Origin of the sequence: Pseudomonas sp. UBA5568, from assembly GCF_002425525.1 — a bacterium.
Classification (GTDB): Bacteria; Pseudomonadota; Gammaproteobacteria; order Pseudomonadales; family Pseudomonadaceae; genus Aquipseudomonas; species Aquipseudomonas fulva.
This window is the reverse complement of the sequence record NZ_DIMK01000001.1, coordinates 213,810-226,419: the sequence shown is the minus strand read 5'-3', so window position 1 is coordinate 226,419 and position 12,610 is coordinate 213,810. Positions and strand designations below refer to the sequence as shown.

General features: G+C 62.4%; 14 protein-coding genes. 6 read left to right on the top strand and 8 right to left on the bottom strand.

Annotated elements, in window-relative coordinates:
* Window positions 1–141 precede the first annotated feature (141 nt).
* A complete protein-coding gene (locus B2S33_RS01105; RefSeq protein ID WP_236165857.1) occupies window positions 142–1,014 on the top strand; it encodes a 5-methyltetrahydropteroyltriglutamate--homocysteine methyltransferase in 873 nt (290 codons plus the stop codon).
* A gap of 67 nt (window positions 1,015–1,081) precedes the next feature.
* On the opposite strand, the gene B2S33_RS01100 is transcribed toward B2S33_RS01105, so the two are convergent.
* Window positions 1,082–2,260: an acetyl-CoA C-acetyltransferase gene (locus B2S33_RS01100; RefSeq protein ID WP_027914398.1), complete on the bottom strand. Its 1,179-nt coding sequence runs from the start codon at window positions 2,258–2,260 to the stop codon at window positions 1,082–1,084.
* A 287-nt stretch (window positions 2,261–2,547) separates the two neighbouring features.
* On the opposite strand from B2S33_RS01100, the gene fabV reads away from it, so the two are divergent.
* Entirely contained in the window at window positions 2,548–3,759 is a 1,212-nt protein-coding gene (gene fabV, locus B2S33_RS01095) for an enoyl-ACP reductase FabV (protein WP_027914399.1), read from the top strand.
* Between the two features lie 102 nt (window positions 3,760–3,861).
* Here fabV and B2S33_RS01090 read toward each other — a convergent pair whose 3' ends face one another.
* The 6 genes from B2S33_RS01090 to B2S33_RS01065 form a co-directional block, all read right to left on the bottom strand.
* Window positions 3,862–4,203, bottom strand: a complete 342-nt coding sequence (locus tag B2S33_RS01090) for a HopJ type III effector protein (RefSeq protein WP_027914400.1) — start codon at window positions 4,201–4,203, stop codon at window positions 3,862–3,864.
* A complete protein-coding gene (locus B2S33_RS01085; protein ID WP_027914401.1) occupies window positions 4,196–4,492 on the bottom strand; it encodes a DUF1244 domain-containing protein in 297 nt (98 codons plus the stop codon). Before B2S33_RS01085 ends, B2S33_RS01090 begins: the two co-directional genes overlap by 8 nt.
* Before the next feature lie 9 nt (window positions 4,493–4,501).
* Window positions 4,502–5,239, bottom strand: coding sequence for a dihydromonapterin reductase (gene folM, locus B2S33_RS01080; RefSeq protein ID WP_027914402.1), 738 nt, complete (start codon window positions 5,237–5,239; stop codon window positions 4,502–4,504).
* Between the two features lie 33 nt (window positions 5,240–5,272).
* Window positions 5,273–5,833 carry an antibiotic biosynthesis monooxygenase gene (locus B2S33_RS01075; protein ID WP_059183330.1) on the bottom strand — a complete coding sequence of 187 codons (561 nt, stop codon included), beginning with the start codon at window positions 5,831–5,833 and terminating at the stop codon, window positions 5,273–5,275.
* A gap of 172 nt (window positions 5,834–6,005) precedes the next feature.
* Complete coding sequence (locus tag B2S33_RS01070) at window positions 6,006–6,623, bottom strand: hypothetical protein (protein WP_023534363.1); 618 nt, start codon at window positions 6,621–6,623, stop codon at window positions 6,006–6,008.
* Window positions 6,624–6,681: 58 nt separating this feature from the next.
* Window positions 6,682–7,110 (bottom strand): PAS domain S-box protein, encoded by a 429-nt coding sequence (locus B2S33_RS01065; RefSeq protein ID WP_288649542.1) that lies wholly within the window; start codon window positions 7,108–7,110, stop codon window positions 6,682–6,684.
* Window positions 7,111–7,221: 111 nt separating this feature from the next.
* On the opposite strand from B2S33_RS01065, the gene B2S33_RS01060 reads away from it, so the two are divergent.
* On the top strand, window positions 7,222–7,677 hold the full coding sequence (locus B2S33_RS01060; RefSeq protein ID WP_028687624.1) for a flavodoxin: 456 nt from the start codon (window positions 7,222–7,224) through the stop codon (window positions 7,675–7,677).
* Between the two features lie 224 nt (window positions 7,678–7,901).
* Window positions 7,902–8,804 carry an alpha/beta fold hydrolase gene (locus tag B2S33_RS01055; protein WP_288649513.1) on the top strand — a complete coding sequence of 301 codons (903 nt, stop codon included), beginning with the start codon at window positions 7,902–7,904 and terminating at the stop codon, window positions 8,802–8,804.
* A gap of 250 nt (window positions 8,805–9,054) precedes the next feature.
* Here B2S33_RS01055 and B2S33_RS01050 read toward each other — a convergent pair whose 3' ends face one another.
* Complete coding sequence (locus tag B2S33_RS01050) at window positions 9,055–9,837, bottom strand: IclR family transcriptional regulator (protein ID WP_206405980.1); 783 nt, start codon at window positions 9,835–9,837, stop codon at window positions 9,055–9,057.
* Between the two features lie 169 nt (window positions 9,838–10,006).
* Between B2S33_RS01050 and hmgA the strand changes: the two genes are divergently transcribed.
* Entirely contained in the window at window positions 10,007–11,308 is a 1,302-nt protein-coding gene (gene hmgA / locus B2S33_RS01045; protein ID WP_242810114.1) for a homogentisate 1,2-dioxygenase, read from the top strand.
* Between the two features lie 3 nt (window positions 11,309–11,311).
* A complete protein-coding gene (gene fahA, locus B2S33_RS01040) occupies window positions 11,312–12,604 on the top strand; it encodes a fumarylacetoacetase (RefSeq protein ID WP_028687626.1) in 1,293 nt (430 codons plus the stop codon).
* The last annotated feature ends 6 nt before the right edge of the window (window positions 12,605–12,610 follow it).

Genomic DNA, 12,610 nt, shown 5'->3' with positions numbered 1-12,610 from the left:
AGACATGGCAATGAGCTGCGGGCGCGCCCAATGTGAGTGAACATGAGAAAAACTTGGGTTGATCTCAAATTTATTGAGTTTGTTTCAAACGCCAATCGATCTGAAAATGCCGCCATCATTTCTGCACACTGGGGAACACACATGGCACTGGCGCACAACCTGGGCTTTCCACGCACTGGCAACGACCACGCGCTGCGCGCACGTCATTGGCAAATGCAGAAAGACGCCGGGATCGAGCTGTTGCCTGTGGGCGATGTGGACTGGCAGGGTGGGGCCGTGCGCGACCCTTGCACGCCAGTGACGCAGCCTTTCACCCAGCTTGCCGATCAGCTGCTGAAGGAAGTGGCCCAGGCCAGTGCGCTTGGCCACACCGTCAAACCTGTTCTTGTCGGCCCTTTGACCTATTTGTGGCAAAGCGCGGCGCAAGACGGGCACAGCCTGGTGCTGGAATGTGTAGACGAACTGCTTCCGCACTATGACGACGTTCTCAATCGTCTGGCCGAACTAGGCGTGCAGTGGGTGCAGATCGATGAACCGATCCTTGCCCAGGCGCTGCCGCAGGACTGGAAAAACGCCTACGAGCGGGTTTACAACATTCTGCAGCGTGCCCCGTTGAAGAAGCTGATCGCGACATGGGCCGGTGGCTTGCAGGGCAACCTTGGCCTGGCCGCGAACTTGCCAGTGGACGGCTTGCACATCGACCTGGTGAGTGACCCTGAACAGCTGACGACCACCCTGGACCGTCTGCCTGCCTACAAGGTGCTGTCGCTGGGCCTGGTCGATGCAGAAAACGATGCCCAGCATGCCCTGGACAGCAAGTGGCACTGGCTGTGTGAAGCCAATGAGCGTCTGGGGGAGCGACTGTGGATCGGTACGGCCTGTTCACTGCTGCACAGCCCGCTGGGCGTCGCCGTGCAGGCCTGTGAGGATGTCGCCCGGCTGGCCAAGGCGCTCAATGACCCGATCAAGGCGACGCCACCCACGTTCGATGCCCTGCAGGTGGCCAGCGCCTGATCGTGCATGGCAGGTGCCGCTGCGCACTGGCGTGCTTAGCGGCCCCGGGTGCCCGTGGCTCGGTTGATCAGCGCTCGATCGCCAGGGCCACGCCTTGTCCACCACCGATACACAGCGTGGCCAGGCCTTTCTTGGCATCGCGCTTGATCATCTCGTGCAGCAAGGTGACCAGCACGCGGCATCCGGATGCACCGATGGGATGACCCAGCGCAATCGCCCCACCGTTCACGTTGACCCGCGAAGCATCCCACGCAAGCGCCTTGCCAACCGCCAGCGCCTGGGCCGCAAACGCCTCGTTGGCTTCGATCAGATCCAGGTCGGCCAAGTGCCAGCCTGCCTTGCCCAGGCAGCGTTCAGTCGCAGAGACAGGGGCGATCCCCATTACGGCAGGGTCGACTCCAGCGCTGGCATAGGCCGTGATCCTGGCCAGCACGGGCAAGCCCAATGCCTGGGCCTTTTCAGCGTTCATCAGCAGCACTGCCGCAGCCCCATCGTTGAGGCTGGAGGCATTCCCTGCCGTCACGCTGCCATCCTTCTTGAAGGCAGGACGCAGTTTGGCGAGGGATTCGACCGTGGTGTCCGAGCGTGGCTGTTCGTCTTGGGCGAAAACCTTGGGCTCGCCTTTTTTCTGGGGCAGCAGGATCGGGGTGATTTCAGCCTCGAAGCGGCCAGCGGCGATGGCTGCCACCGCCTTGCGCTGCGACTCGGCCGCAAAAGCGTCCTGCTGTTCGCGGCTCAGCCCGTATTCTTGCACCAGGTTTTCGGCAGTGATGCCCATGTGGTAATCGTTGAACGCGTCCCACAGGCCGTCGCTGATCATGCTGTCGATCAACTGACCATGGCCCATGCGCTGGCCGGTGCGGGCAGAAGGCATGACATAAGGGGCGAGGCTCATGTTTTCCTGGCCGCCGGCGATCACCACCTCGGCATCGCCGCAGCGAATGGCCTGGGCGCCCAGGTGCAGTGCCTTGAGCCCCGAGCCGCAGACCTTGTTCAGGGTCAAGGCAGGCACGCTGAACGGCAGGCCTGCCTTGATGGCTGCCTGACGAGCAGGGTTCTGCCCGGCGCCGGCCGTCAGCACCTGGCCCATGATCACCTCGTCGACCTGCGCCGGATCCAGCCCGGTTTGCTCCAACAGACGCTTGATCACGGCTGCCCCCAGGTCGACGGCCGGGACGCCAGCCAGGGCGCCCTGGAAGCTGCCGATGGCGGTGCGGGTCGCGGCGACGATCACCACTTCGTTCATGTTGTTGTTCTCCGTCTGAAGGTGAGGGCACCCAGCATCGGCGCATTTTGCTCATTTGTTAAGTTTGTTTTTGTTGCCTATTGATAGGAAAACCGAATCAATGCCTAGGCGCAGGAAGAGGGCGTCCGGACAGGGCGCTCTGTCGCCAGTCGGCCACCGATTTTGCATCGCTGCGCTCAACCCTTAAGATGTGTCGCCTGACCTGCGGGGTGAGTCTTACCCCTCAGTCCACTTTTGAAAACGCCCTGCGTGGCGTTATCGTGCATAAACCAGACGAGGTACAGACATTGGCCATCATTCATCCTAAGGTCCGCGGTTTCATCTGCACCACGACTCATCCCAAGGGCTGCGAGCTCAACGTCCGTGACCAGATCGAAGCCACCCGCAAACGGGGCGTACGCGAGGATGGTCCGAAGAAGGTGTTGGTCATCGGTGCCTCCAGTGGCTACGGCCTGGCGGCGCGCATCACTGCCGCCTTCGGTTTCAAGGCCGACACCCTGGGCGTGTTCTTCGAAAAGCCAGGCACCGAAACCAAAGCCGGCACCGCCGGCTGGTACAACGCGGCGGCGTTCGACAAGTTCGCCAAGGCCGAGGGCCTGTACAGCAAGTCGATCAACGGTGACGCCTTCTCCGACGAAGCGCGGGCCAAGGTCATCGAGCTGATCAAGAACGACATGGGCGGCAAGGTCGACCTGGTCATCTATTCGCTCGCCTCACCGGTGCGCAAGCTGCCACAGACAGGCGAACTGGTGCGCTCGGCGCTCAAGCCGATTGGCCAGCCGTACAAGTCGACGGCCATCGACACCAACAAGGACGCCATCATCGAGGCCAGCATCGAGCCGGCCACCGAGCAGGAAATCGCTGACACCGTGACCGTCATGGGTGGCCAGGACTGGCAGCTGTGGATCGATGCCCTGGCCGGTGCCGATGTGCTGGCCGAAGGCGCCCGCACCGTCGCCTTCAGCTACATCGGCACCGAAATCACCTGGCCCATCTACTGGCACGGCGCCCTGGGCAAGGCCAAGCAGGACTTGGACGACACTGCTCTGCGCCTGGACCAGAAGCTGGCGGCTGACGTGAAGGGCGGCGCCAATGTGGCTGTGCTCAAGTCGGTCGTGACCCAGGCCAGCTCGGCCATCCCGGTGATGCCGCTGTACCTGTCGATGGTGTTCAAGATCATGCAGGAGAAGGGCGTCCACGAAGGTACCCAGGATCAGCTCGATCGCATGTTCCGTGACCGTATGTATCGCACCGACGGCGCGCCAGCGCAGGTCGACGAGAAAGGCCGTCTGCGCCTGGACGACTGGGAACTGCGCGATGACGTGCAGGACGCCTGCAAGGCCATGTGGCCACAGGTGACTACCGAGAACCTGTTCGAGCTGACCGACTATGCCGGTTACAAGAAGCAGTTCCTGAACCTGTTCGGCTTCGAGCGCACTGACGTCGACTACGACGCAGATGTGGCGACCGACGTGCAGTTCGATTGCGTCCAGCTGTAATCGAGCGCTCTGGGTTCAGATTACCGGGGCTGCCAGGCAGCCCCGGTATTCATGCTGCGTTGCCGACCTCCAGGGCGCAGTCCACTGGATGGCAGCCCCTCATTAAGCCTTGCGCGACAGCGGGAGTGTCTCGAACTTGACGCCTGCCAGGCCATACGCGATCAGCGCACGGATATTCCCATGGTCATGGCCCTCGGGTGTGGCCTGCACATCTCGATAATGCTCGCCAAAAGCCAGCAGCGCTTCACGATCACTCAATCCCTCGAGCAACGCCAGGCCCAAGGTCTTGCATGAACCTTCGTTCTGCCCGGCTGCGTTTTCGACGTCACCGTTGCTGAAGGCCCGGGGCTGATAGGCGTAGTGTTCGGCAATGAATGCCAGGGTGTCAGCGAACACATGTTCACCACTGTCCAGGCTGGCGCGCAGGGTAGTCAGATCAGTCACGGGGTTTTCCTTGTTCGAATGCGGCCTGCTGCTGGGGGCTGGCCTCTTTCTGGTACTGGGCCTTCCACTCGCCGTAAGGCATGCCGTAGACGGCTTCGCGCGCCTCGTCCAGGCTCAGGTCCAGCTGGCGCTCGTCGGCTGCCGCCTTGTACCACTTGGACAGGCAGTTGCGGCAGAACCCGGACAGGTTCATCAGGTCGATGTTCTGCACGTCGGTGCGTGAACGCAGGTGTTCCACGAGCCGGCGGAAAGCGGCGGCTTCCAGTTCGAGCTGTTGCTGTGGGGTCATGGGCTTCTCTCAAATGATGCGGTTTTTCAGGTGGCGGCCACCATTGATGACCACTTGGCTGCCGGTGCTGTACTGACTGGCAAGCAGGTACTTGACCGTCTCGATCAGCGGCCCGGCGCCCGGTTCAAATTCCAGCAGTGCCTTCTTCAGTGTCTGTTGGCGATAGGCTTCGTCGCCGCCCTCCTTGAGGATCAGCAGCCCAGGCAGAATACCGTTGACGTGCACCGTGGGCGCGTACTTTTCGGCGAACGACAACACCATGTTCTGCAGCGCGGCCTTGGTGGCGGCATAGCCGATGTGGCTTTTGCTGCCGCGCGAGGATGTCTCGTCGCAGACGTGGATGATGTCAGCCTTGTCGACCTTGGCCAACAGCTCGCCCAAGGCCAGGTTGAGATGATAGGGCGCTTCGACATGAAGGCGGAACATGGTCTCGAGGTTGGCCAGGCCATCGTCGAGCCACAGCGAAGCGTTGTGGATGACGGCGCGCAGGCCATCGTAATGGCTGTAGAGGTAGTCGACCAATGCCTGGCGATCGGCCACCTGGCACAAGTCTGCCGTGAACGGGATGATGTTGGGGTGTGGCGATTGCGGCTGGACGCTGCGGCTGGCACTGACCACCGTATGGCCGGCCTGGGCCAGTTCCATGGCCAGGGCCAGCCCGACGCGTTGGCTGGCTCCGGTTATCAGGATAGGGCTGTTCATGTTCGGGGCGGTCAACTGTATCTGTCGAGGGTTGCCGCCCAGCATACCCCAACTGCCCAGCGCGTGTGAGGCCTGCGCCTACCGGCTACGCCAGGCGTGTTCACGTGTTGACGAACCCTGCAGCCAGCCCGCCAGCAGGTGCGTTGAAAGGGGGATGAACAGGTACACCATCAGGGGGGTGAGCGCCAGGGTGCTCACAAGCACGCGTGGCAACAGGTCCATGCCTGCCAACCAGTGACCGAACAGCATATTGAAAGCCAGTGACACCGGAAAGAACGCCAGCCAGATCGCCGTGGCCTGCTTCCAACGGGGTGGTTTACGCACCAAGGCAGTGCCGAACCAGTCGTTTATGCCACTGACCCGTGCCTCTCTGGGGCGCTCGAACAGCCCGTTGCCCCGCTTGAGCCAAGCGCGCCGGGAAGCCGAATGTTCCCAGGCATGCAGGGTCGGCTCATCACTGAAGCGGAAGATGATCTGAAACTCATCGCCGTCGCGCGGCGGTGCGAGAATCCCTGAGCCCAGGTAGCCGGGGAAGTCGGTGGCCAGCTGTTCGCCCTCATGGAGCCAGGCCAGCAATTCTTCGTAGCGGCCGTCGGCGGCGCGCCGCGACACCATCAAGGTGACGGGGGATCTAGACATCGTGTATCTCCTGACGACGAGGCTGGCGGGTAGCTGGCCCCTTGGCTGTGTCGGCCGGGGTGGTGGTCGACTCAGTTAGGCATGCAAGAAGTGGGCGCGGATTATGGCGTATCGCCCGGGCAGGCGTAAGTCATAGGGTGGGTAAACACGGCGCGTTCGTCGGGTGTGGGCTTCAGCCGGGCATTTGCGTATGCAACTCAGGGTGAGCCAGCCGGTGCTTGTGGAGAATGAAATCGCGCAGGCGTTCGATGTCTTCCTGGGCAGTGCCACTCAGGTCATAAGCGGCCTTCGATCCGTCGATACGCCGGCCGAGCTTGCCGTGAAGCTCGATTGGGCAGACCCCGTCCGGGGCGAATCGGAGCGTGAAGACATCAGGGGCGTCAGGTAGGTCGCGCACTTGCACAAGCACACCTTTGACAGAAATGTCACACACCCAGAGCCCGCTGTCGTCACCATGGGCGTCGAGCAGCGCACAGGGCGGATCAAGGGTCAGTCGCCAGGGTCGCAGCCTGGGGCCTATCTCGAAAATGTCGGGCGCGCCCAGTTGCAATTGCAGCGTATGGAACTCGTCTTCGATCAGCTGCAGCGGAATGCTGATTTGCTGGTTGTCGACATGGGCCTGCAAGGTGACTTGCTCATGCGCGACCAGGCGCGTCAACAGGCCCTGGATGCGGCTGTCCCCATTGACCAGGAGGCTCGTCATGGCTTCGGCCATGTCGAACTGCGGGGAGTGCTGGACATCCTGGATATAGTCCAGCTCATCCTGGGTCAAAAGCGTGTCGGGGGGCATCTCGAAACTCGATGTGGAGGGTTCTACAACTCAGTTGACTCCAAAAAACAACCGGGGTTCAGGTCTGGTCACCGGCTTTCTGACGAACGCGCAGCTCGGCCAATTCGCGTTCCATTTCCACTTGCCGGGTAACGTCCTTCTGAATGCCGATGAAGTACAGGCGCTGGTCAGCCGCATGCCTTAACGGGGTAATCGAAAGCTCGTTCCAGAACGCGGTGCCATCCTTTCGGTAGTTACGCAGCACTTCACGGCAGGCCTGGCCTTCTGCCAACGCCTTGCGGATGCGCGCGCGGCCCAGTTGGTCGCGGTCGTCTCCCTGCAGGAATCGGCAGTCCTGGTACAGGATTTCATCTCGGCTGTAGCCGGTGAGGCGCTCGAAAGCCGCATTCACGTAGATGAGGATGGTGTCGTCGCCTTCCTGTTCGGCGACCACGATACCGTCGTCCGAGGCATCGACCATCGATTGCAGCAACTGCGCAGTGATCATGTGTAGGTCATGCAGTGAAGGGATGAGGGCCACGGGCATTACCACGGCCTTGTGCCAGCGCTGGGTGCTAGTATCCTACGATTTCACTCAGTATCGGAAACCTTTTCCCTGATGAAAGTCGTCATTATTTCCGGATCGGTGTACGGCACCGCCGAAGAAGTCGCCCGTCACGCCGAATCGCTGCTCAAGGCTGCTGGCCTGGAGGCCTGGCACGCCAACCGAGCCTCTTTGCCCGACCTGCAGGCGTTCGGCCCGCAGGCAGTGCTGGCGGTGACCTCCACCACCGGCATGGGCGAGCTGCCCGACAACCTCATGCCCCTCTATAGCGCTATTCGCGACACCCTGCCGGCCGCCTGGCGTGGCCTGCCGGGTGCAGTCATCGCCTTGGGCGATTCCAGTTATGGCGATACGTATTGCGGCGGCGGCGAACAGATGCGCGAACTGTTTGCCGAACTTGGCGTGCACGAGGTGGTGCCCATGCTGCGGCTCGATGCCAGCGAGAGCGTGACACCGGAAACCGATGCCGAGCCGTGGCTGGCTGAACTGGCCCAGGCACTGAACGCCTGACGTTTTGCAGGACGGGAACGCAGCCGGCAACCAGACGGGCTGCGCCTACCGCTGGTGCAGGTGACTCGCTCAGTCATCAAGCTGGCTGGCAACGCAAGTTCAAGCGCCTCGGCCGCTGGCTAGACTGTGTCTCGACATAGAGAGCACATGCAAGTGCCGAGGTGACATGCAATGACAGCAGCCTTGCCCTATCGCGTCCATATTCCTTAACCCGGTGCCTTCCGATGCCCATGGCCGAAATTCCATTGTGCGTCTGGCGTACCCGGGGACAGAGTTTCACATTCCGGGGTCAGAGCATCCGCTACTGGACCGCAGGGCAAGGAACGCCCCTGCTTTTGCTACATGGTTTTCCTACAGGGAGCTGGGACTGGCATTACCTGTGGGGGCCTCTGGCCCAGCGCTATCGGGTGGTGGCCTGCGACATGCTAGGGTTCGGCGATTCGGCCAAACCGGTTGATCACGTCTATAGCCTGATGGAGCAGGCCGACTTGCAGCAGGCCTTGCTGGCTTACCTGCAGATCGAGCAGCCGGTGGATGTGCTGGCTCATGACTACGGCGGTAACGTGGCTCAGGAACTGCTGGCTCGGCATCATGAACAGCGTGCCAGTATCGCCAGCTGCGTCTTTCTCAACAGCGGCCTGTTTCCTGAAGGCTGTCGCATGCTGCTGCTGCAGAAGCTGCTGCTAAGCCACCTGGGGTGGTTGGTGGCGCGTTCGTTCAGCCGTGATGACTTGGTGCGTCACCTGACCCGTGTCTACGGGCCGTGTACCCACCCGAGCGAAAGCGTGCTCGACGACTTCTGGAGCATGCTGGCTGCCAATCGCGGCACGCGCGTGCTGCACAGGCTTGCCGGTTACGTGCCTGAACGCATGCGCCACCGTGATCGCTGGATACAGGCGCTGCAAGGGACGGTGCCGTTGCGTCTGATCGCGGGCGCAGTCGATCCCCTTTATGGCGCGCACATGGTCGAACACTACCGTCGGCACGTACCGACCGCCGATGCCGTGCTGTTGCAGGGTATTGGTCATCATCCGCATACCGAAGCGCCGCAACAGGTGTTGCGTCATTACCTGGCGTTCAGGGAGCCCGCCCAGGCGTTCGGCTCGCTCAAGGTGGCCCAGTCCTGACCCGTTGAAGCGGCAACCAGGCCCTTGAGCACTAAATCGCAGGCAAAAAAAACCGCTGCCTTTCGCAGCGGTCAATCGAGACGTCAGATCAAGGAGCTTCAAAATCTACGTCGATACACCTGGCTGACACCGCGAGCGGGGGGAGAGCCCTCGGTGGCAGCCAGTGATCCGATAATAAGCAATTGAATCCGCTGGAAAAACCGCATACGGCGACATTCACCGTTACATACCAGGCAACAGTCTGCAGTACTCAAGGCGCTGGGCAGTGCCCCATGCGCCAGCTTGTCTCGCGCGTGGCAGCCAGTAGCCGCTGCGCCGCAGGGCCTTGTTCATCGGCCTGGAACATCGACGTGGGCCCCACCACCGTCATCACCGCAGCGATCTGCCCCATGGCGTTGAAGATCGGTGCTGACAGCGCATCCACACCCGGCATCAGCAGCCCGTGGATGTGGTGCAGGCCGCGTTCACGTATACCTGCCAGTACCTGCTGATAATCATCAGGCCGCTGCTTGAGCTGGGTCAGCTCGCGCGCCATCAGGTCCACGGTTTCCCGCTCAGGCAAATGGGCCGCGAACACCAGCCCGGTGGACGAGGTCAGCAGCGGCAATACCGAGCCGATCTGCGTCACCACGGTGACGGCGCGCACGGCCGGTTCGATGCTTACCACGGTCGCCCCCTGGTTGCCCCACACCGCAATGAAGCAACTCTCGTTCAATTCATCACGCAGATGGGAGAGCGGCAACGCGGCGACTTTCAGTACATCGATGCTGCCCAGCGCGGCCATGCCCACGCGCAATGCTTCGCGCCCCAGACCGTAATGATTGGTGGCCGCATTCTGTTCGGCGAACCCGCTGGCAATCAAGGCTTGCAGGTAACGATGCACCTTGCTCGCCGGCATCTGGACATGCTCTGCGAGCCTGGACAGTGACGTAGAAGGCGAGAGTTCGGCCAATGCCTTGAGGATGTCGGTGCCCACCTCGGCTGAGCGGACCTTCTGCTTGCCGTTGTCGGTAGGGGAGCTGGCTTTGGCCATCGGTAGGGTCATCCGCGAGTCATCGAGTCGCGCCTTTATAGCTTGACGCCTGGCGCAGAGCAAATTACGTTATTCGTAATCTGATTACGATAAAAACAATGCAGATGCGCCGCCGTTCCCTCGGGCAGCGGCAACTGCTCCCACAGGCCGCCCCGGCCCGGAGGCATCGATGAATCGCGACCCTGCACCTGACCCTCACTACCTCAGCGGTTTCGGCAACGAATTCACCAGCGAAGCGTTGCCAGGCGCATTGCCGGTCGGGCAGAACTCGCCTCAGAAAACTCCCTATGGGCTCTATGCCGAGCTGCTCTCTGGCACAGCGTTCACCATGGCCCGTCATGAGCTGCGCCGCACCTGGATGTACCGCATCCGGCCGTCGGCCGCTCACCCGCGTTTCGAGCGCCTTGCGCGCCAGCCTCTGAGCGAGGCGTTGGGTACGATTACGCCCAACCGCCTGCGCTGGAACCCGCAGCCCATCCCGCAAACCCCGACCGACTTCATCGAGGGTTGGGTGCCTATGGCGGCCAATGGCCCTGCTCATGCGCCTGGCGGTGTGAGCATCTACATCTACTGCACCAACCGCTCCATGGAGCGCGTGTTCTTCAACGCCGACGGCGAGCTGTTGCTGGTGCCTGAGCAAGGTCGCCTGCGCATCGCCACCGAGCTGGGTGTCATGCAGGTCGGCCCGCTTGAAATTGCAGTGATTCCCCGCGGCATGAAATTTCGCGTCGAGCTGGTCGATGCCCAGGCGCGTGGCTACCTTGCCGAAAACCACGGCGCGCCCCTGCGCCTGCCGGACCTGGGGCCCATCGGCAGCAATGGCCTGGCCAACCCTCGCGATTTCGAAACGCCGGTGGCCGCTTATGAACAAACCACCGGGCCGGTGCAGCTGGTACAGAAATTCCTGGGGGAGCACTGGGCATGTGAACTCCAGCATTCGCCGCTGGACGTGGTGGCCTGGCACGGCAGCAACGTGCCTTACAAATACGACCTGCGCCGCTTCAATACTTTGGGCACCGTCAGCTTCGACCACCCGGACCCCTCGATCTTCACCGTGCTCACCTCACCGACCAGTGTGCACGGCCTTGCCAACATGGACTTCGTGATCTTCCCGCCGCGCTGGATGGTGGCCGAGAACACCTTCCGTCCACCGTGGTTCCACCGCAATCTGATGAACGAGTTCATGGGGCTGATCGACGGTGCCTACGATGCCAAGGCCGAAGGCTTCGTGCCCGGTGGCGCCTCCCTGCACAGCGTCATGAGCGCCCATGGCCCGGATGCCGAGACGTGCGACAGGGCCATCGCCGCCGAGCTTGCCCCGCACAAGATCGAGAACACCATGGCGTTCATGTTCGAGACCAGCCAGGTGCTGCGCCCGAGCCAGTACGCCATGGCCTGCCCGCAGTTGCAGACCGACTACGACAGCTGCTGGGCCACCTTGCCCAGCACCTTCAACCCGAACCGGAGATAACCCATGAACCAACACGCTATCGCCCGCAGTTGGGTGAGCCATGCCAATGGGCACAGTGACTTCCCGCTGCAGAACCTGCCCTTGGGTATCTTCAGTCGTGGCAGCGAGGCCAGACGCTGTGGCGTGGCCATCGGCGATGCCATCCTCGACCTTGAGGCGGTGCTGGGCTTGGGTTTGTTCGAAGGTCAGGCCAAGGCGGCGGTACTCGCTACGCAGGGCGGCACCTTGAATGGGTTCTTCGCACTGGGGCGCGGAGCGCGCGTGGCGCTGCGTGAACGGCTGCTCGAGTTGCTCGGTGAGCAGTCCGAGCACCAGGCAATGCTGGAAGGGGCGCTTTACCCCGCCAGCACTTGCCAGATGCACGTGCCGGCCCAGATCGGCGATTACACCGACTTCTACGTGGGCATCGAGCACGCCCGCAACATCGGAAAGTTATTCCGCCCCGACAACCCCTTGCTTCCCAACTACAAGTACGTGCCCATCGGCTATCACGGCCGTGCATCGACCATTCGCCCCTCCGGGACGGATGTTCGCCGGCCCAAGGGCCAGACATTGCCCGCCGGGCAGAGCGAACCGAGCTTCGGCCCGTGTGCGCGGCTGGACTACGAGCTGGAGCTGGGCATCTGGATCGGGCAGGGCAATGACATGGGCCAGGCCATCCCCATCGGCGATGCCGCCGAGCACATCGCGGGCCTGTGCCTGCTCAACGACTGGTCGGCGCGAGACATCCAGGCGTGGGAATACCAGCCACTGGGGCCGTTCCTGTCCAAAAGCTTCGTGACCACGATTTCGCCCTGGGTCGTCACGGCCGAGGCGCTGGCGCCCCTGCGCTGCGCTCAGCCGGCCAGGCCGCAAGGGGATCCCCAGCCGCTGTCCTACCTGCTCGACAAGCGTGATCAGGCAGCCGGTGCATTCGACATCGAACTGGAGGTGCTGCTGCTCACCGAACGCATGCGGGAGGAGGGGGCTACGCCGCACCGCCTGGCCCTGAGCAACACCCGCAGCATGTACTGGACGGTGGCCCAGCTGGTGGCGCACCACAGTGTCAACGGTTGCCAGTTGCAACCCGGCGACCTGTTCGGTTCCGGCACCCTGTCAGGTGCCACCCCAGGGTCCTATGGCAGCTTGCTGGAAATCACCGAGGGCGGTAAGCACCCGGTGGAGCTGCCCAATGGCGAAGTGCGCAAGTTTCTGGAGGACGGCGACGAAGTCATCCTGCGGGCACGGGGTGTGTGCGACGGCGAGGTGAGCATCGGGTTCGGCGAGTGCCGTGGCCGGGTCATCGCGGCCAACTGAGGAGAC